At 33.9% G+C, this 21231-nt stretch carries 22 protein-coding genes and 1 riboswitch; of the genes, 2 read left to right on the forward strand and 20 right to left on the reverse strand.

What is annotated here, in order from left to right:
• Positions 1-56: 56 nt before the first annotated feature.
• The 14 genes from grdD to EV214_RS02600 form a co-directional block, all read right to left on the reverse strand.
• Positions 57-1244: a glycine/sarcosine/betaine reductase complex component C subunit alpha gene (gene grdD / locus EV214_RS02535; RefSeq protein ID WP_132242372.1), complete on the reverse strand. Its 1188-nt coding sequence runs from the start codon at positions 1242-1244 to the stop codon at positions 57-59.
• A 12-nt stretch (positions 1245-1256) separates the two neighbouring features.
• The gene (gene grdC / locus EV214_RS02540) at positions 1257-2792 is read right to left on the reverse strand and encodes a glycine/sarcosine/betaine reductase complex component C subunit beta (RefSeq protein ID WP_132242374.1); all 1536 of its coding nucleotides are present in this window, start codon (positions 2790-2792) and stop codon (positions 1257-1259) included.
• Between the two features lie 260 nt (positions 2793-3052).
• Entirely contained in the window at positions 3053-4363 is a 1311-nt protein-coding gene (grdB, locus tag EV214_RS02545) for a glycine reductase complex selenoprotein B (protein ID WP_132242376.1), read from the reverse strand.
• Between the two features lie 38 nt (positions 4364-4401).
• Entirely contained in the window at positions 4402-4872 is a 471-nt protein-coding gene (gene grdA, locus EV214_RS02550; RefSeq protein ID WP_132242378.1) for a glycine/sarcosine/betaine reductase complex selenoprotein A, read from the reverse strand.
• 36 nt (positions 4873-4908) lie between these two features.
• On the reverse strand, positions 4909-6195 hold the full coding sequence (locus EV214_RS02555; RefSeq protein ID WP_132242380.1) for a glycine/sarcosine/betaine reductase component B subunit: 1287 nt from the start codon (positions 6193-6195) through the stop codon (positions 4909-4911).
• A 67-nt stretch (positions 6196-6262) separates the two neighbouring features.
• Entirely contained in the window at positions 6263-6583 is a 321-nt protein-coding gene (gene trxA, locus EV214_RS02560) for a thioredoxin TrxA (protein WP_132242382.1), read from the reverse strand.
• Between the two features lie 23 nt (positions 6584-6606).
• Entirely contained in the window at positions 6607-7554 is a 948-nt protein-coding gene (gene trxB, locus EV214_RS02565) for a thioredoxin-disulfide reductase (RefSeq protein WP_132242384.1), read from the reverse strand.
• 33 nt (positions 7555-7587) lie between these two features.
• Positions 7588-7974: a GrdX family protein gene (locus EV214_RS02570; RefSeq protein WP_132242386.1), complete on the reverse strand. Its 387-nt coding sequence runs from the start codon at positions 7972-7974 to the stop codon at positions 7588-7590.
• A gap of 165 nt (positions 7975-8139) precedes the next feature.
• A riboswitch (glycine riboswitch) is annotated at positions 8140-8244 on the reverse strand.
• A 102-nt stretch (positions 8245-8346) separates the two neighbouring features.
• Positions 8347-9195 carry a DegV family protein gene (locus EV214_RS02575; RefSeq protein WP_132242388.1) on the reverse strand — a complete coding sequence of 283 codons (849 nt, stop codon included), beginning with the start codon at positions 9193-9195 and terminating at the stop codon, positions 8347-8349.
• A 141-nt stretch (positions 9196-9336) separates the two neighbouring features.
• A complete protein-coding gene (locus EV214_RS02580; protein WP_132242390.1) occupies positions 9337-9507 on the reverse strand; it encodes a PhoU domain-containing protein in 171 nt (56 codons plus the stop codon).
• Complete coding sequence (locus EV214_RS02585) at positions 9492-9686, reverse strand: hypothetical protein (protein WP_132242392.1); 195 nt, start codon at positions 9684-9686, stop codon at positions 9492-9494. Before EV214_RS02585 ends, EV214_RS02580 begins: the two co-directional genes overlap by 16 nt.
• A gap of 452 nt (positions 9687-10138) precedes the next feature.
• Positions 10139-10609 carry a tRNA (uridine(34)/cytosine(34)/5-carboxymethylaminomethyluridine(34)-2'-O)-methyltransferase TrmL gene (trmL, locus tag EV214_RS02590; protein WP_132242394.1) on the reverse strand — a complete coding sequence of 157 codons (471 nt, stop codon included), beginning with the start codon at positions 10607-10609 and terminating at the stop codon, positions 10139-10141.
• A 5-nt stretch (positions 10610-10614) separates the two neighbouring features.
• Positions 10615-11076, reverse strand: a complete 462-nt coding sequence (locus tag EV214_RS02595; protein ID WP_132242396.1) for a chemotaxis protein CheX — start codon at positions 11074-11076, stop codon at positions 10615-10617.
• 106 nt (positions 11077-11182) lie between these two features.
• Complete coding sequence (locus EV214_RS02600; protein ID WP_132242398.1) at positions 11183-12115, reverse strand: DUF362 domain-containing protein; 933 nt, start codon at positions 12113-12115, stop codon at positions 11183-11185.
• 235 nt (positions 12116-12350) lie between these two features.
• Between EV214_RS02600 and EV214_RS02605 the strand changes: the two genes are divergently transcribed.
• On the forward strand, positions 12351-13634 hold the full coding sequence (locus EV214_RS02605; protein WP_132242400.1) for a homoserine dehydrogenase: 1284 nt from the start codon (positions 12351-12353) through the stop codon (positions 13632-13634).
• Positions 13635-13886: 252 nt separating this feature from the next.
• Positions 13887-15155, forward strand: a complete 1269-nt coding sequence (locus EV214_RS02610; protein WP_132242402.1) for a replication-associated recombination protein A — start codon at positions 13887-13889, stop codon at positions 15153-15155.
• 16 nt (positions 15156-15171) lie between these two features.
• On the opposite strand, the gene EV214_RS02615 is transcribed toward EV214_RS02610, so the two are convergent.
• From EV214_RS02615 to hemC, 6 genes are all read right to left on the reverse strand, one after another.
• Positions 15172-15570, reverse strand: coding sequence for a ribosomal maturation YjgA family protein (locus tag EV214_RS02615; RefSeq protein WP_132242404.1), 399 nt, complete (start codon positions 15568-15570; stop codon positions 15172-15174).
• Between the two features lie 249 nt (positions 15571-15819).
• Positions 15820-16317 (reverse strand): SEC-C metal-binding domain-containing protein, encoded by a 498-nt coding sequence (locus EV214_RS02620; protein ID WP_132242406.1) that lies wholly within the window; start codon positions 16315-16317, stop codon positions 15820-15822.
• A gap of 99 nt (positions 16318-16416) precedes the next feature.
• Entirely contained in the window at positions 16417-17706 is a 1290-nt protein-coding gene (gene hemL, locus EV214_RS02625) for a glutamate-1-semialdehyde 2,1-aminomutase (RefSeq protein ID WP_132242408.1), read from the reverse strand.
• Positions 17707-17709: 3 nt separating this feature from the next.
• Entirely contained in the window at positions 17710-18684 is a 975-nt protein-coding gene (gene hemB, locus EV214_RS02630) for a porphobilinogen synthase (protein WP_132242410.1), read from the reverse strand.
• 75 nt (positions 18685-18759) lie between these two features.
• Complete coding sequence (cobA, locus tag EV214_RS02635; RefSeq protein WP_132242537.1) at positions 18760-20277, reverse strand: uroporphyrinogen-III C-methyltransferase; 1518 nt, start codon at positions 20275-20277, stop codon at positions 18760-18762.
• A 1-nt stretch (position 20278) separates the two neighbouring features.
• Positions 20279-21211 carry a hydroxymethylbilane synthase gene (gene hemC / locus EV214_RS02640; protein ID WP_132242412.1) on the reverse strand — a complete coding sequence of 311 codons (933 nt, stop codon included), beginning with the start codon at positions 21209-21211 and terminating at the stop codon, positions 20279-20281.
• Positions 21212-21231: the final 20 nt, after the last annotated feature.

A 21231-nucleotide genomic window follows, 5' to 3' on the forward strand; every position in this document is an offset into this window, starting at 1 on the left:
AAATTCATATTTTTCTATTCGTATGTCCCCAAAAAAACTCCGGCTATGCCGGAGTTTTAACAAACATCTCCTTGTTTTGCAACAAATCCTGCTTTTGCTAAAACACTTGTTGCTTTTTCAACTTTCTGTTCATTTACAAGGACAATCGGTCCTGTACAACCCATACCACTTTCTGCATAAATGCTTTCTTTCCATAATGCCTTTACAGCATCTTCTAAGTCCATTATATCTATTCCTGATACAGTTCCTGTAACCACTTCTTTTGGTGGTGCTGCTACTTCTTCATCATCTGCTTTTGCTTTCTTCGTGTCTTTGCTTAATCCTTTTAGTATTTCATCAAGTTTTGCTTTCTTTGCTTTTATAAATTCCTCTTTTGCTACTTCCGTTAGCTTTCCTTGTGCTACTTTCGCTGCATATTTAATTGCATTTGCTACAACTGGTGATCCTGACGCTCTTGATAAGATCAGTATAATCCTGTCATAGTCTTCTCCTACCCCTGGACCATAACCATATCCTAATGCTTCATAGCTTCCACCTGTTGTAAAGGATGAGAATACCTTCATCATGATATTTCCAGTTAGTGTATCGTTTACCATGATATCTGCCGTTCCGCTGAGTAGGTCATTTCCTCTCATTACGGCTCCGCCATCCGCTCTTATCGATTCTGCAAAGTTTATTTTGTATCCATTTGCACTTAGTTCTTTTAATGCTCTTTCTACTTGTCTTGCACCATCTAGATTTAGGATTCCTACTGTTGGCTCTGGGGTTCCCATTGCTTTTGCTGTGATGATACCATACAATGCATTTTTTACCATTGCTTCTGTTCTGTGCGCGGATGATGTTCCTGTTGTTGTTGCTAAAAATATTTCTTTTCCAAATCCTGGTGTTACTACTCTACCTACTGTTGATACCCCGATTGGAAAGTTATAGTGCATCGTTACACAAGCTTGAATGTATCCACTGTCTAATAGTTCTTCCATCCTTTTATACATTTCATCTTCTGTGTTTGCTTCTACGATTTCAAGGCATGTATCTACCTTCGGTCCTATTAGTACAATGTCAAAATTATCTGCGTCTTTTGCTGCAATCTGCGCACCTTTTATAATGTTTTCTGTACCATGTTCACTTCCGAGTGTTGTAATTCCTACTTTGATTCTTTCTCCAAAGTTTCCTGTCTTTATGGCATCTGCGATCTCCCTAAAAGTTTTTCCAATTATTTTTTTCACTGCTGTATTTTCACTCATTGCTATTCACCCCTATTCGCCTAATAGATGTGCCGCGAAATCTCTCATGCTCTCTGCGATCATGTTTTTGATTTCTTCTTGAGATACGCCACCCCTTACCTCTTCTACGCCTGAATTTCTTTCTATTACTACTGAAACCCCATCAAATAGGTTTGTCATACGACCTAGGAATAAACTTCCTTTTCCTACAATCATCGCGCGATTTAGATCTCCTGTTGTTAGTTCTTCTCTAGCAAATCCTGCATATGGCACACCTGATGGAATATGTCCTTGTGTTGGTGCCCATCCTGGCATACCATGATTCTTTACAAATATAAGGATGTCTTTTCTTTCTAAGTCTTTTCTCTTAACCCCTAATGCTGCAATCATTTTGTAGTTCGCTTCTGGTACATCTCCTGCTCCTGCGGGTTTTGTAATATCTGGGTTTTGCATTTCTACAGAATATTTATCGATATCGGTAATTTTTAATCCACCCTTATCTAGCGGCGCTGTAATTAATGATGTGATGACTGCTTGTGGTGAAGATCCTGTTCCTACTGTATGTCTTCCTACTAAATCTGTTCTGATTACTGGATTTACACCATCGTTTTTACTGATTAATATTGCAAATGCGCCGAGTACATCTTCTAATATTGGTAAGTCTTTTTTTACATGATCTTTTCCGTTCATCCCAAGTTTTGCTGTAGCCCCACCTGCTACGATTACTACATTTTCATAGGTTCCAGCCTTTACTAACGATGCAGCTTGAATAAGTGCATGCGTTGGTGCTGCACAGAATCCTCTTGTATCTGACCCTGTAGCGTTTAGCGCGCCCCCACATTCTGCGATTGCTTTTGCAAAGTTTCCACCACCTCTTTGGTTCATATCTCCACATGCTTCTTCTGAACATTCAATCACATAATCTATATCTTCTACATGAATATTGTTTTTTTCTATAAGATTTTTAAATGCTAGTACACCTGAAGCTTTTACTACTAAATTTTCAAATAAAATGTGTGCTGTTAAGTTTGTATCCACATCATGCGCTCTTTTTACGCAACCTACAAGTAATTCATTATGATAAATGGCTTCTGCATGTTGCTCATTTACAAATTTTTCAATTTCTGCTAGTTCTTCCCCGTCTTTTAGTTTTTCTACGTCTTTTTTAAATAATGGATGATTCGTAATTTTTTCTTTTAATGTTTGTGTAAATCCTTTTTCAATCTTAACAAGATCAAACGCATCTACAATTTTTAGCAGTGCAATAAATTCATCTTGTGGCATAATTTCACCAAATTTACCAAACCTATCTGCACCTTCTACTTCTGTATTGCACCACGGCATCTCTATTTCTTCTAAGTCACTCGGCTTCATATTTCCTATATATACTTGGTTGGGTGCATAGTTTACAACCTTTTCGTAACTTCTAATATGCTCTGGAAGCTTTTTAAGATATTCTGAATCTGGATTTGTAATTCTTTCTGTTGTTTGTGTTGTTCCGTTATGGATAATCATATCTGGTGTGTGCACAAGTGCATATCCTGCACCTTTTATTACTGCATAACTCATTTTATTCCACCTCCGTGTAATTTTAAACTTTCTCATGCCACAAGTCTTTCTCGCAGCTCGCAGCTACAGACTATTCAATGATCTATTTGCAAATTATAAATATAATAAAAATTTATAACTCTATACAGATACATTAAAAGTTTCAATAAATGTAAATAAATCAAGAAAAATGTTGTATAATGTGAATAAATGGGTGATATTCACCACCCATTTATTGGTTAGTCAAGCAGCTGCCAGCTGCGGGAACAGCTGGCAAATGATTAATCTTCGAAGACAGTTTGTCCTTCAACTTTAGTTTCTAATGCTTTTAATGCTTTTTCAACTAATTTTCTTCTTAATTTTTTCTCTTCCGCTGGATCTAATGCTGGGTTTCCAAGTGGATGAGGAATTGCAATTGTAGGTACAATTCTGTTCGCTCCAACTGTCAATGAAATTGGAACAACTGTACACATATGAACAACAGGGATTCCTGTTCTTTCAATTTCTTTAACCATTGTTGCACCGCAACGTGTGCAAGTACCTCAGGTAGATGTTAGAATAACTGCATCTACGCCAGCTGCCACTAGTTTTTGTGCATACTCAGCAGCAAACTTTTTAGAATTACCAACAGATGTTCCATTACCCGTTGTAGTATAGAAATATCTGTGAAGTTCTCCAATTTTTCCTTCTTTTTCTAAATCTCTTAATACATCAATCGGTAATACTCTATCAGAATCTTCATTTGCATATACTGGATCATAGCCACCATGCGCTGTTTCATATGTAGCTTCAGTTAAATCCATCACGCCATCGATATCATATTCACCATACTTTGATGCACTTGAAGATTCAATGTGATCTGGGTTTCCTTTTGGTACAATCCCTCCAGAAGTAACTACTGCTATTTTTGCTTTTGAAATATCTGTAATTGCTTTTCCTGGTACAACATTGTCAAAATTCGGCATTGGATATTCAGTAACAAATTCTTCACCTTTTAACTTCTTAATCAACATATTAACGGCTCTTGTAGCGCCTCTTTCTTCTCTAAAGATATTCTTTCTTATCCCCCTAGAAATGTATCCTTCTTCGCTTGGTGATCCAATAACTTCACCTGTTCCTAATTTTAAAGCAAATTTAGCTAATGCAGGTGCTGCTTTTCTCATAGCTGCTGCAGAATTTCCAGTTTCTACAATGTAAACATCCTTTTTATACATATCTACACCAGGATTCTCTACATACATTGCTGTTACAACTGGGATATTTAATTCCTCTTGTACAGCTTTACTGATTGTACCACAAGCTACACCATATCTACCTGCGTTGAAAGCTGGCCCTGCTATGAACAAATCTGGATTGTACTTTTTGATCATCTCTAAAACAGCTGGTTTTGCTTCTTCTAAATTTTCATTGAAGTAAGAATCCCCACAAATTACTGTCGCAACGATTTCTGCTTCATCTTTAAATCCCATCTTTAAAGCAGCTCCAGGTCCTACTACACCTTCTCTAACTTCAGGTTTTATATCCGCTTTTTCTTCTCCACCGATACCCGCGAAGAATTGGTTTATATAATGAACAACTCTAATTTTGCTCATATTTTTCCCCCCTCTCATATTTTACACGGGAAATTTCATTAAAATTTACAGAATTGTTCTCTCATTGAGCTCATTTCTTCAATGATCGCATCTACATCTAATACCATTTCCATCATCCCAATTTGTTCTTCATAAACATCTGCATCTACAGCCTCTTTAAACTCTGGCTCTACCGCATGATATGTTTTAAGTCCTAACTGGACTCCTGCCAACGAACCTGCAAAAGTAGGGTCTCCATTTGTAACAGTTTCTGCAGCTAATCCTGCTGATTCTGCTTCTGCTGCTCCGAAAAGTACGATCACATTTTCTGCACCGTATTTCTCAGTCATGTTTTTCACCCTATTTTGATTTTCTAGATCCATTGCTCCTGCAGCCGTTCAGACAAAGCACTCTGTAGCTGAGAAAACTACTTCTGCACCTGTACCTTTTAGGCATTCTTCTATAGCAGGACCAGGTATACCATCTCTGTCACCGATGATGATGACTTTTTTTCCATCAAATAAATTCATGGTTTACCATCCTTTCTTCTATCAAATTTTTTATTTTTAATATTCTGTAGCAGACATTTTATTGAAGCCTAACTCATTTGTTGCACCCGTAATTACTTGGATTTCAGCTTCAATACTACCATCTGGTCTTAAACTTCCATCAAATCCTCCAGCAATTCTATCCACATAATCTAACATACCAATTACTCTCTTCATTGGAGGAAGTACAATCACTTCATTTGCATTACCGCCTGTTACCACTGCATCTGCTTTAGCATCTGCATCTGCAAGTGATTGAGATGCACCATCACGCCCTGCATATTCATCTGTAACAATTACAGTTTTTACGCCTTCATTTTCTATCTTCTTACAGTTCATGATAAGATCTGTATCTGGGTTACCAAAACCTTCTTGAGATACAAGTGCTCCATCAAGACCTAAATACTTACAAAGTTTTGCAGTCCAGTTAGATGATCTTTCTTTATCAGCAAGATATACATTTTCATTTGTAGCAATAACCCCTACAAAATTGATATCTTTACCATGTCTTGCATATAAGTCATGGATAATTGGGTTATTTAAGTGATGATATGTTGTGTTTTTATCACAAGCTGAAACACAGTTACCACTTAATATAGCACCATCCATTACTTCTGTTGGATAAAGAATTGTTGGAACGATTTTCTTTGCATCTACACCATATACATATGTATCATGAAGCAATCCTTGCGTTTGAAGCATATAAACATATGCAACTCTTGGTAGATCCGGATACTCTTTCGCACTCTCAAACAATGGCTTTGTTTCAAAAACATCTACTTCATCAGGTGTTACTTCTTTACCTGCTTGTCCAATTAAATTTGCTACTTTCAATCCTGCCATTCTTGCAGCAGCTTCATAAGGATATTGCTTTAGTCCTTCTATTGGCTCAATTACTAAACAAATATTGTTAAGTTTTGAGAATGGTGTATATTCAGCACCAGGACCACTCATATCAATGATTCCTTCCTGAAAACCTACAATTTTACCACAAGTAACTACTGCAGCTCCCTTTAATACATGTGTTCTACCTGAACCTACTGTTGCAACTTTGTTGATTACTCCTGGGAATATTCCACCGGGTCCTTCAACTTTTACCCTTGGCTCAATAACATCCTTAACAGGAGTTATTCTAGTTTCTTCACCCGGTTTTGCAAGTTCTATTTGTACGCTCTTAATATGTTCGTCTTCCATAACAAGATTGACGATTTCTTCCTTATTCACATACAATGTTCCATTTTCTACTTTTGTCATGTCACCAAATTGAACATCTGTAATATTAATTTTTCCTAATTCTAGGCGCACATTGTTCACCTCCCTTTATATTTTAACCCACAACTGGTGAGTTTTACTCACCAGTGCGAATTACTGGCTATCCTACATGCTTTTGAATCATTGCGTCTATATTCGCTTTTGTTGCATCATCTTTTGTTACTTCATCCACTTTTTCGCCATCTTTATATAGGGCAAGTGTTGGAAGTCCTAAAACTCTTTGTGATATTGCAAGTCTTCTAGCTTTTGTCGTATTTAGCTTTGAAAATTTTACTTTGCTTTCATACTTAGCTGCTAATTCTTCAACATCTGGCATTAACGCCTTACAAGGTTCACAACCATCACTCCAATAATCTACAAGAACATAACCTTCTGCTTCTAATACTTCAGATTCAAAAGTATCTTTATCTAGTGCTAACATGTTTTCACCTCCTTTTAATAACCTTATTCTTCAAAATTATTTTCTATATATTTTTCTGCTTGTACAGCTGCAATTGCACCATCAGCTGTTGCAGTTACTACCTGTCTTAAAGATTTTACACGAATATCTCCTGCTGCAAATACGCCTTCTACATTTGTTTTCATATCTGCATCTGTTGGGATATATCCAGATGGATCTAATTCGATTTTTTCTTTAAATATATCACTAAATGCTTGGTATCCTATAAATGGGAATACTCCAAAAGTACCATCTTCTTCATCTGCATGATATTCTGTAACTTCTCCAGTTTTTTTGTTTTTAAATACAATAGATTCTACAATACCGTCTCCTTTTATTTCTTCAACACCTGCATCCCACATAAAAGCAAGTTTTTCATTTTTAAATGCTTTTTCCTGAATAGATTTTGCAGCTCTTAACGCATCTCTTCTATGTACAATCGTCACTTTTCTTGCAAATTTTGTTAAGTACATGGCTTCTTCAACTGCTGAGTCTCCACCACCTATTACAAATACTTCTAAATCTGTAAAGAAATCCCCATCACAAGTTGCACAATAAGATACACCTTTTCCTGTTAATTCTTTTTCTCCAGGACAGCCAATGGGTCTTGGTGTAGCACCCGTTGCAATAATCACTGCTTTTGCTTTATATTCTTTTTCTTGTCCTTTGATCACTTTTATTTTCTCTGTGAAATCTACATCAATAATAGTATCTTTCTTTCTCTCTGACCCAAATTCTTCTGCTTGTGCAACCATTCTAGCAATTAAACTTGGTCCAGTCGCATGCTCAACAGATCCTGGATAATTTGCTACTTCATTTGTCGTAACAATTTGTCCACCTGCTTTATTCTTTTCTAAAATTAATGTTTTCATTTTTGCTCTTGCTGCATATAACCCTGCTGCAAGTCCTGCTGGTCCTGCACCAATGATAATAACATCATATAAATTTTCCATTGATTTACCTCCTCTTTATTTGAAAAATTCTTATTAAAACTGATCCATACTTTCTATTGCATTATTGATCAGAGAATAATCAATAATTTGAAAATCTTCTAATATTTTTTCTGTCCAAAGGGGCGTTTTCTTGCCATCAATAAATTTTGTTGCTGTTTCAATGCTTGATTCAATGATTGAAAGAGAATGCATATCCAACTTTTCTTTAGCCTGTGTGATAATCGTTGATTTATAAGGTGTCTCGTTTGGTTTGACACTTCCCGAAAGAGGGTGTGTCAACAATATATGTCCCTGATGTATTTTATCCCTAGTTATAGATAAAATATCAAGATATGTATAATATTCAGAATAAATTATGTCTATTTTTTCTTTATTTTCTTCATAAACTTTAGGATTATTCGTGATTAAAATCTTTCTCACCTTTTTCACTCCAGTTTTTATGTTTTTATACAAGAAAACGTTTCTTTTAATTTTTATAAAAAAAGACAGAGACACATGACAAAATAAACATTGCCATATGCCTCTGTCTATAATTCTACAAATAGAATTGCACATTCCGTGCTTTTAAAAAACTATCCAGAGTTCTGTCCAAATACGGTCCTTTTGCCTGAGAATTTCACTAAAGATAGGCAGTACCTTTTTGCTTGTCCCTTCGGCGATTCCATTAGAATTCTCTTCCGTATTTTTCAACCAGAATCATATTCTTTTATATTTTCATTATATTATAAGTCCTGAACCTTGACAATACATTTTGATAATTTTTTATCATTATTTTTATCAAAACCAGTTTCCTTATTCGCCCTTCATATACAAAATTGCTAACATTCCTGGTCCTGTATATGTTCCTATGGTACATCCAATCTCAGTTTCAATTAATTTTTTAGGTTCAAAAGCATCCATAACCGCTTCCTTTAATTTTTGTAGTCCCGCTCTATTTGCTCCATGCGCTATACAGACATACGCTGATCCACGTTTGAGTCCTCTTTGTTTTGCTAGTTCAATCATTTTAGGTATAATTTTTTTACTTCCTCTTACTTTGTCAAAAAGCTCAACTTTACCATCATCTATAATCAAAATGGGCTTCACATTTAAAATCTTTCCTATTGTTGCTTTTGTCGCACTAAGTCTTCCTCCTTTTTTTAGATAATCAAGCGTTTCAACTGAAAATATATGATCTATTCGCTCTTTCATTTCTTCAATTCTATGTAAAATATCTTGTTTTGTTTTTCCTTTTCGCGCCATTTTTGCAGCTTCTACTACAATCATTCCACAAGAATAAGAAAGGGCCGAAGTATCAATTACGGTTATATCTTCATGCGCTAATTCATTTTTGGCCATTATTGCTGAGTGATAGGTTCCACTAACAGCTGAAGATCCATTTATAATAATTGTCTGATAGCCATTTTTTACTGCATCTTTCATTTCATCCAAAAATACATTAGGCGGAACTTGAGATGTACCAGGTAGTTCATTAGACTCTTGTAGTTTAACAAAAAATTCTTGCGCGTTTAAATCAATACCATCTTTAAATTCTTCCTCACCAAATCTTATCGTTAATGGTAACACAGCAATATCATATTTTTCTACAAGTTCTTTCGGAATATCCGCTAAACTGTCTGTAATAATTTTTATAGGCTTCACCTTTATCTCCTCCCGAGCACACATCTATCTATATATTGTATTATTTACGTAAAAACTTTACAACTATATTCCACTATAAAAAATAGACTTCTTCTGAAAACAAAGAAATCTATTATTATTGCTATCTTTTATCTGTTGAATTCAGAGTAAAAAAGCAATTTTTGCTGCAAAATCTCCTATTCTTTCTATATCATTGATCGTGCTAAACAACCCATCAACAAGTTCATGTTGTTTCGCTGATAAAGCAGTGCTAGATAGCTTGACTAAGTATTCAGCAATCTCACGTTCTATACTATTTATAATTTTTTCCATTCCAAAAGTTTCATTTGCGAGTTTCTCACTTTTTTCAAAAATGCTTCCATAGATGTATTATAACTATCCATCACTAAATTTGCCATATTTAGTGTTTCTTTTATTACTTGTTCAATTGCAATAGATGGCGTTTCCATCATACGGTCATCAAGATATTTCGTACCTCTTCTGTCTCTCATTTCATGATCCTTTATTGTGATCACCTTATTAGCTAGTTTCACTATGCCAATTGTAATATTCTTAAGAGGATCATAAACAATATCGTTGCCACTACATTAAAAGTAAAATGAATAAAAGCTACTCTTTTCGACATTCTATTTGCTCCAATACTTGATAGCATTGCAGTTACACACATTCCAATTTTTTTCTAACCCTCACCCATTATGATTATACCATAAAGAAATAAACCCAGCCTCCAAGTAATCCAAAGAAAATTTCCATTTATGCCTCTCCTATAACTATGTAATAATTTTGCACCTTATATATAATACACTATCTTTTGTTCCATTTGTTAATTCTATTTTAAATTCATTAAACTTTATCGCATTATATATTATTTACGGACAATATGTCATACATAAAACATTTTGATATAGAAATTTAGCATAAAAAATAAGAGAAGTTTCCCTCTCTATACTAAGTTTACAAAACCTGTTTGTCTTAATACTTCATATAATACAATATTCACTGAATTCGCCAAGTTCAAAGATCTAGCTCTTTCATTTTCTAACATTGGAATTTTTATACATGTATCGAAATTTTCCTTCAGTATTTCTTTTGGCAAACCAGCCGTTTCCTTTCCAAATACTACAAAACATTCATCATTATAGTCCATATCTGTATAAAAATGCTTTGCCTTCGTTGTTGAAAAGAAAAATTTTGCATTTTTATATTTAGCGAATAATTCATCCATATTTTCATATACATGTACATCTACTAAATCCCAATAATCTAATCCCGCTCTCTTTAAATGTTTATCATCTATTGAAAATCCTAGTGGTTTTATTAAATGTAATCTACTTCCTGTAGCCGCACAAGTTCTAGCAATATTCCCTGTATTCGGTGGTATTTCTGGTTCAAATAGTACAATGTTTATCGCCATATGTCTTACTCCTTTATTATAATATCTAGTTCAATTATACCATATTCTGTATTTAACGGAACCGTAATTGTTTTATCCAAACTCGTTGATATAGATATTTTTTCTCCCACTAAAAGAGTAGGTGGCGTAATATCTATTGTAACATCCTGATTAGAAAGAAGTGTAGCGGTATTTCCTAAAATCATATTTCCAAGTTCAGAAATAGCACTTTTAGCAATAATATCTAAATTCTCAACAGGCATACCACACATCATATTCGAAGCAATTTTTTTTGCCAATTCTTTATCCATGCCTAAAATTACTTGTCCTTGAATTTCTCCTGTTAATCCAATCATAATCATAACATTCGGCGTATCAAAAGATGCGTCCTTTATGTAAATTTCTCCAGTATCACTCGATATATTTGCCATTTGTTTCAATATATCCTTGCTTGTTTTAATAAACGGATTAATAAGTTCCACATTCACCTTATCCACTCCTCTCTCGTATAGCGTTAGATTTATTATTGTCATTATATCATATTGACCTTATATTTTTCTACAAATCTCGCGTATTTATATTCTTATCTGCCTTTTATTGATTCCCATGCAGATTTTTTATTTTATTTTTATCTAATATAATTTCTTGATTGAAAGCTGCTTTACTAAAAATTCTTTCGGCTTCTTCCAAGCTTGTACCTCTAATATCCATTTTTTCAGGTTCTGCAATGCCTATTCCTTGTCTATATAATTGATAAAGATAATGCACCCCTTGAGGTAGAAATCCTAATAGTCTTGCCCCAATCGTATCTGTTGCAACAGGGTCTGTCCCAACTATGATTAGTCCTTGTGTGTCTATAGCTTTTCCATCAGATGGACCCGTTCCTATCATTGATTTATCTGCACTTACAATAGTAAGATCCACAGGTATTTTTTTTGCTATAGCCGTAATAAACCCATGTAAATCATCATGTATTCCTAATTTTTTCTTTGGAAATCCGTGGATTTCTGCTGGAGGCCATCCGAGAGCAATATTTTTGATACCAGCACTCATAGTTGCTTCTTCATGCTGTTTTAGTTGGGTAAATGAAATTAATACATCTATTTCATCTATGAGTTGATTTATTTTTGTGGTCTTTATCGTACCATGCTCAAGTTCCATTTCTACATAAGGTCCATAATTCAAATCTAAAAATGCTACATTTTCTTGTTCAATAATTTTATCATATCCAATATTAGATAATACTTTAGGCGTAGGATCTCCACCAGAGCCTACAGCAATATATATTTTTTGAGGATTTTTCTTTTTTATGTATTGAATCAATGTTTGCAAAGTATTTGGCCCTACAACAGTGCCAGTATATGGTGGTTTTGCCTTTACCCAGTTAGGTGTAATCGCAACAATATCTCCTTCTTTTACAATTTTCTCAATAGGCAACAAATCTAATGCTTTAACCATAGACACTTCTTCTTTATTGTCTTTCATAATTGCTACAATAGATTCTCTTACTCTTCTATTTTTTCTCATTCTATCACCTCAAATTATTTTTTTCTGATATTATAGGAGTTTTAAGAAGTTATTATACCTTTTTTAGAAAAATATGATTACATTCAATTTGTTGCGTTTATAAATACAAAGGATTTTTTATTAATTGTTATTGTATACACTGTAAAAATATGATAATATTATTGCTATAGTTCACATTACAGAAACATTTGTTTATATATCGCGAACGCAATAAGTATAGTAGGAGGAATTACAAATGAATAAAATAAAAATAGGTATATTAGGTTTCGGTAATATCGGTACAGGAGTATGGAATATAATAGAAGAAAATAGCAATAAAATAAATAATTATCTTAGTAATACCTTAGAAGTACAAAAAATTCTCGTAAGAGATATTTATAAAAATAGAAACATTTCTGTTCCACAAAAAATGCTAACAACGGATCCTATGGAAATTATTGATGATCCTGAAATCGACATCATCGTTGAAGTATTAGGAGGCATTCATCCCGCTTTTGAATATATAAAGCAATCCTTTGAAAAGGGCAAACATGTGGTTACAGCTAACAAAGCAGTCATCGCAACACACGGAGAAATATTGCGTCAATTAGCACAAGAACATAATGTAGCGCTGAGATATGAAGCAAGTGTAGGTGGAGGCATTCCTATCATAAATACCCTAACACAAAGCCTCTCTGCAAATAAAATCGAAGAACTCGTAGGAATTATCAATGGCACAACCAACTATATTCTTACACAGATGAGCGATTTTGGAATGGATTTTGATGAAGCTTTAAAATTGGCGCAAGAAAAGGGATATGCTGAAGCAGATCCAACATCAGATATTCAAGGAGAAGATGTGGCTTTTAAACTTTCTATTTTAATCACTACAGCTTTTGGTATTCGTATTTCCCCACAGGATATTCCTAGAGAAGGTATTACAAAAATTTCAAAAAAAGATATCGACTATGCCAGTCAGCTTGGATATAAAATCAAACTTTTTGCAACTGCAAAAAGAATAGATAATAATTTTGAATTTCATGTTCACCCTACGCTCGTTCCAATTCACCACCCTTTAGCTTCTGTAAATAATGAATTCAATGCATTGTTTATTCGTGGAAATGCCGTAGGAGAACTTATGCTTTACGGAAAAGGCGCAGGTTCTATGCCAACAGGTAGTGCTGTCATGGGAGATATTTTAGAAATCAGTAAAATTATTGGAATAAATTTCAAATCAGCACCTCTAAATATTTTGAGTGAAAACAATTTGAATATTGTAGGAGAAGGATTAAGTCAATATTATTTGCGTACACAAGTAATAGACCAACCTGGCGTACTTGGAAAAATTTCATCAACATTTGGAAAATATGGTATTAGCTTAGAATCCGTTGTGCAAAGATCTAGAGGAAACGATTCTGTCCCACTTATATTTGTTACACACGAAGTAGAACGTCATCAGTTAGATAAAGCATTAGAAGAAATTAAAATAAGTGGCTTAGTAAATGAAGTAGCAAGCATATTAAAAGTAGAAAATTTATAATAATAAATGCCAACAGTATATACTGTTGGCATTTATTATTTATTCATTACCTCCAAATCGCTACAAAGCATTGATTATAAATTAAAAAATTTATTTTGAAGTAACAAATCTATAGTAGCTTTAATTTTTAATAGTATTGACCTAAAACTCAAAGTTATTTAAGTCTACTACTTAAATCAAATTAACAATTGCTAAATACTTTGATATAATATATTGAACCCTAATGCATACAAAAATATTAGGAGGTAATGCATGAAACCTTTAGCTGATCAAATACGCCCCACAGAATTAAATCATATATTTGGACAAGAACATATCATAGGAGAAGATAAATTACTAAATAGAATTGTAGCATCCAACAACGTTCCCAATATGATTTTCTACGGTCCTTCAGGAACTGGCAAAACAACAGTAGCAAACATCATCGCAAATAGTTCCAACAAAAAATTTTATAAACTAAATGGAACGAGTGCAAATATTGACGATATCAAAAATGTTGTTTCACAAATAGGAACCCTCCATACCTTAAATGGCATTTTACTCTATATTGATGAGATCCACTACTTAAACAAACGTCAACAGCAGTCTATCTTATCCTACATAGAAAATGGAGATATCACACTGATAGGAAGTACCACAGAAAACATAAATTTTTCAATATTTGGTGCATTACTCAGCCGATGTACGATTATTGAATTTAAGCCATTAACAGTAGATCATATCGTTAACGGGTTAAAAAGAGCTGTATTATTGGAAGAAAAAAGGCTTAACATGAATATAAAGTATGAAGACAAACCATTAAAATACATTGCCGAAGTGTCTGGAGGCGACTTAAGAAGAGCTTTAAACACCCTAGGCCTTGTTATAAGTACAAATATTACTTATGATTCTAGTGATCTTTTTATAGATATAGATAAAGCAATCGAATGCGCGCAAAGTAAAATTACAAATTACGACCGTGATGGCGATAGTCATTATAATTTATTGAGTTATTTTCAAAAAAGCATTCGCGGTTCAGATCCTCAAGCTAGTATTCATGCCCTTGCTAGATTAATCAAAGGTGGTGACTTACACATTATTTGTAGAAGATTATTGGTTATATCTTCTGAAGATATAGGACTTGCCTATCCTCAAGCAATCCATATTGTAAAAGCTTGTACAGATTCGGCTTTACAATTAGGATTTCCTGAAGCAAGAATCCCATTAGCACAAGCCACACTATTGTTAGCATCCCTCCCTAAATCAAACGCAGCCTATAAAGCAATTAATCATGCGTTGAATGATTTAGAAACAATGGATGTGGGGCAAATCCCAAGACATTTATGTGATACCCACTCAAACAATGCAATTAAGAACGAAAATTCTTATCTCTATCCCCATGATTACCCAAATCACTATATAAAACAAGATTATATGCCTAATTCTATAAAGGATAAAGTTTATTATGAATATGGCAAAAATAAATTCGAACAATCCTTAAAAACTTATTGGGATAAAATAAAAAAAAGTATAAATGATTGAGGATTTCCTCAATTCTTTATACTTTTTTCGTATCCATATAAAAAATTTTCTCCACTAAAACGCCTATTCCAATCCCTACAGTATAGCAAATCAAATCACTCCACAAAAATCCAAATCCCAGTACTAATCCGCCAATAAAAGTTTTTCGAATACTGTCAATCCAGGGTGCATGATATAATTGTGTTATTTCTATGAAAAAAGAAAATATCAAAGCAATCCTCCCAACAAATCGAGTGGAACGATCTTTAAGTGAAAATCCTACCCATAGAAAAACCATTAATCCCCATAACACATCTCCAGCATATTTAGCAATCCATCTAGCTAAATAAACTGAAAAGTATCTAGAAGCTATTCCTAAAGAAATTACGATTATAATAAAAATGCTATAAGCCATTCTACTACGTTCTTTTTTCATAAACCCACCACACCCTTCTTCATGAATACAAAATGATTATTGAATAGATTTATTCTTCATATTATCCAATCCCTAGAATTTTTGGACAAAACATACAAAACACTTCCATTCTATTTTATAAAAAGCTATAATTAGGTTTAGATTATAAAAACTATCATTTATAGAAATACGATCTTTAGGGATTATCACAATAAAGTTGCTTTAGATAAATATAATAATAAATCCTTAGTGCATGCACTAAGGATTTATTTATTTACCGCAACATTTTTTATATTTGTTTCCACTGCCACACGGACAAGGATCATTTCTACCAATCTTCTCTTCTTTTACAACTGTCTTCGCGCTTTTTTGTACTTTTGTAATCTCTTTTCTTTTTTCATCGTCTAATATAGTATCCCATTGTGCTAGATTGTACAAATAATCAGCTTTTGCTTCTAGCATATTGTAATAAAGCTTTTCCATATCAATTTCTAGTTTAACACTACTATCTTCCGTAATTTCTTCTACCTCTAATGGATTCACCAGACTGGTATTAATACCATCTAAAAATCCAACCAAATATTCATTAGATGTCTCATATTTTTCTGCTAAGTCCTTTACTATGCCTTCAAATCCCTTTGTATGATTCTCTAAAACATCTTCATAGATTTTTTTTTCAGTAATCGCATATTTATTCCAAAATTTATCAAAACTTTCTTGTGTTTCATGTGTGTAAGCCATTTCTTTCCAATCTTCATGTAGACTCATTCCTGTTTCTCCTTTTTATTCTATAGATTTTATGAAATTATAAAGAAATCATCATTTATCTATAATTTCCTATGTATTATAACATGAATGTATTATTTTTTAAACAAGCTTTTTCAAAGCATCATAATTGGCTTCTATGGTTTTTTCTATATCTTCTTGACTATGTGCCGCTGAGACAAAGGATGCTTCAAAATGGGATGGTGCTAAATAGATTCCTTGCTTTAGCATCTCCTCAAAATATATATTAAACTTATTCAGTTCACTCGTCATAGCTGTTTTAAAATCTACAACTTGTTTGTCTGTAAAAAACATAGAAAGCATAGATCCTACTCTATTAAAACTAACTTTTACCCCTAGCTTCTTTGCATTTTCTTTGAAGCCATCTTCTAGCAGCTTCGATTTTCTCTCTAAATCCTCATAGATTTCAGGATTGTTCTTTAATATATTTAGGTTTACAAAACCTGCAGTCATTGCCAATGGATTTCCTGATAACGTACCCGCTTGATATACAGGTCCGATAGGTGAAATTTTTTTCATTATTTCTCTCTTTCCACCATAAGCCCCTACAGGAAGTCCTCCACCAATTATTTTTCCAAAAGTAGTAATGTCTGGATCCACGTTGTATATACTTTGTGCACAATGTAGCGCTACTCTAAAGCCTGTCATCACTTCATCTATAATCAATAACGCGCCATAATCTTTTGTAATCTTTCTAAGAAAATCCATAAATTCTTGTGTCGCTGGTACAACACCCATGTTTCCTGCAACAGGTTCAATAATAACACCTGCAATTTCTTCTCCATGGATTTCAAAAATTTTCTTTAATCCATCTATATCATTATAACTAGCAGTGATGGTGTTTTTTGCAATATCTTCTGGTACCCCTGGGCTATTTGGCACACTAAACGTAAGTGCTCCTGAGCCTGCTTTAATGAGTAAACTATCTGAATGTCCATGATAATTTCCTTCAAATTTTACGATTCTTTTTCTTCCTGTATATCCTCTTGCAAGTCTTAAGGCACTCATAGTTGCTTCTGTTCCAGAATTAACCATTCTTATTAGTTCTACAGAAGGAACAATTTCACAAACCAATTTTGCAAGTTCTGTTTCTATTTCTGTAGGTGCGCCATAACTCGTACCCACATCGATCACTTTCTTTAATGCTGCTACAACTTCTTCATGCGCATGTCCTAAAATCAAAGGGCCCCAAGAACCAACATAGTCAATGTATTCATTCCCATCTACATCATAGATCTTACTTCCCTTTCCTTTACTAATAAATGGAGGATCTAAAGAAACAGATGGAAATGCTCTTACAGGACTATTCACACCTCCTGGAATATATTTTTTTGCTTCTTCAAATAACGCTTTTGATTTATTAAAATTCATCATTTATTCCTCCTTCAACCATTTTGCAGCATCTTTTGCATGATACGTAATAATAATATCAGCACCAGCTCTTTTCATAGATAATAATTTTTCTAAAACAATTCTTTTCTCATCTATTAATCCTAGTTTTGCTGCCGCCTTGATCATTGCATACTCACCACTTACATTATAAGCAGCTAGTGGCATATTGTAGTTATCCTTTATCCTTCTAATCACATCTAGATAAGATAGAGCCGGTTTTACCATAACAATATCTGCCCCTTCTTCTATATCAAGTTCTACTTCTCTTAATGCTTCATCACTATTTGCAGGGTCCATTTGATAAGTTTTTCGATCTCCAAACCCTGGTACAGAATTCGCAGCTGCTCTAAAAGGTCCATAAAAAGCGGAAGCATATTTTGCACTATAGGCCATAACAGCTATTTCCGTATATCCATTTTCATCTAATATATTACGAATAGCAGCAATTCTTCCATCCATCATATCTGAAGGCGCTACCATATCTGCACCTGCCTTTACATGAGATAATGCAATTTGCGCAAGATATTTTAGCGTTTCATCATTATCTACATAGTCCTCTTTAATAATCCCACAATGTCCATGATCTGTATATTGGCACATACATATATCTGTAGCAACCAATAAATCCTTATTTATTTTTTTAATTTCTCTTATAGCCCTTTGAACAATCCCATCATCATTATAGGCTTCACTTCCACAGGCATCCTTTTTATCTGGCAATCCAAATAGCATTACTGCTTGTATTCCCAAATCTGTGATTTCATTGATTTCATTCTTTAGCCTATCTATAGAAAAATGATAATTATTAGAAAGGCTCTCAATCTCTTTCTTAATCCCCTCACCTTCCACTACAAATAATGGATAGATAAAATCATTCACATTCAACGCTGTTTCTCTTATTAGATTTCTTATAGCAGTATTTTTCCTTAATCTTCTAGGTCTATTAATTAATTTCAAGTTACATCCCCCTAATTATTGATTATATTTTATAAGGTTTCATCCATATACACTTTGAGCTATTGATCTACCCAATTATTGATTATACTCATTTTTTATAGCATTAACAAGTCCATCAATAGTAAAAGCATCTGCTTTTATATCCACTTCTAACCCTAGTTCCTTTGCAGTTTCCTCTGTAATCGGTCCAATCACAGCTACTTTTTTTTCTTTTAGCAAATATTTATTTTCTTCCCCTAAAATCTCGATGAAATTTTTCACCGTAGAAGAACTTGTAAAAGTAATCACATCAATATGCTCATTTTCAAGGATATCTCGTAGTTTTTCTCTATCTGTTGTAGGAATTACGGTGCGATAAACATGGATATTATCAACAAATGCACCGAGTTTTTCTAATTCTTCAATGAGCACTTCTCTCGCTATATCTGCTCTTGGCAATAAAACAGCGTCTCCTGGTTTTACTTTATCCTTTAATCCCTCTATAATTCCTTCTGCTCTAAATTCTTCTGGTATATATTCAATCATAAGCCCTCTATCTTCTAACTTCTTTGCAGTGGCTGGTCCTATGGCAACGATTTTTGCATTGATGAGCATTCTTATATCAAAATTTAATTTTTTAAATCGTTCAAAGAATGCACTCACACCATTGACACTCGTAAATATAATCCATTTATATTTCTCAATTTCACCGATTGCTTTGTCAATTTCATCATAAGAATCTGGTTTTTCTATCTTAATCGTTGGAAATTCTAAAGCTTCTGCTCCTAGATTTTCAAGTTCCTTCGACAGGTAGCTTGCCTGCTGTCTCGTTCTTGTAACCAATATTTTTTTTCCAAATAATGATTTATTTTCATGCCACCCTAATACTTCTGATAAATTTACAACCTCACCTACAATAATAATAGATGGATTTTTAAATCCATTTTCTTTTACTTTCTCATAAATAGTAGATAATGTACCTTTTATCTTTTTTTGATCTGTTGTCGTTCCTTTCATAATTACAGCGACAGGTCTATCCCCACTTTGACCATACTTGATAAGACTTTTACAGATTTTATCAATATTTTTTATACCCATTAAGAAAATAAGTGTTCCCTCTAATTTTGCAAGCGCTTGATAATCTACTGTTTTTTCATCTTTTGTTGGATCTTCATTACCAGTAATCACATGAAGCGAAGTGCTTACATTCCTATGGGTCACAGGAATCCCTGCATATGCTGGAACAGATATCGCAGAAGTAATACCTGGAACGATTTCAAAACTTATGCCATTTTCTTTCAGCTGTGCAGCTTCTTCTCCACCTCTGCCAAATACGAATGGGTCGCCCCCTTTTAACCTTGCTACAATTTTTCCTTCCAATGCTTTTTTTACAAGTAATCCATTAATTTCTTCTTGGGTATACGCATGATTATTTGGCGCTTTTCCAACATATATACATTCTGCATCATCTTTTGCAAATTTCAACAATCTCGGACTTGCTAGTCTATCATATAATACAACATCTGCCTTTTGTATGCATTCTATTCCCTTTAGGGTGATTAACTTATAGTCTCCAGGGCCAGCACCTATTAAAAAAACCTTTCCTACTGCCAAATTATTCACCTACCTCAATGTTTTTTAGTATCTCGTCTCCACCTTTTTCTAGACTGATCTTTGCCATTTTAATCCCTAATTGTTCGCCTTCTTCTCTATCACATGTATCTTGTAGTTTGATCACATTCGTTCCATTTGGCGAAGCAATGACGCTTGTCATAAGTATAGTGTCCCCTTTTACCCTTGCATATGCGCCTATTGGTACATGACAACCCCCGTTTAGTGTATTCATAAAACTTCTTTCTGCTTTTACAGTCGTCTCAACATCTTCATTGTTCAATTCTTTTACAATCGACGCTATGAATGTATCTTCTTTTCTAATTTGAATCCCTAGTGCCCCTTGCCCAACAGCTGGCGTGCAGATCAAAGGATCAATATATTCTGAAATTTGTTCTCCCCATCCCATTCTCAAAATCCCTGCAGCAGCTAAAATAATTCCATCTAAATTCATGCTTTCAATTTTTTCTATTCGGGTTTTAATATTCCCTCTGATGGGTTCTATCACAAAATCTGATCGAAAGGCTAAAATTTGTGCAGCTCTTCTTAAACTGCTCGTACCAATTTTTGCACCTTTTTTTAAATCTGCAAGTGCTTTTCCATCTTTACTGATTAAAACATCTCTCACATCTTCTCTATCTGTAATAGCGCCAATGCTTAAATCCTCCACCATCTCTGTAGGTACATCTTTCATACTATGTACAGCCAGATCAATCTCATGATTCAAAAGCGCTGCTTCAATTTCTTTTACAAATAATCCTTTTCCACCAATTTTATCCAATGTTCTATCTAATATTTTATCTCCAATGGTTTTGATTTTCACGACCTTGTATTCAAAATGAGGAAATTTTTCTTTTAATCGATCGATTACCCAATAAGTTTGATTCAGTGCAAGATCACTCGCCCTTGAACCAACAATAATTTTCTTCTTTGTCATCGTTTCCACCTTTTCATATA

The organism is Marinisporobacter balticus, from assembly GCF_004345705.1.
GTDB lineage: Bacteria > Bacillota > Clostridia > Peptostreptococcales > Thermotaleaceae > Marinisporobacter > Marinisporobacter balticus.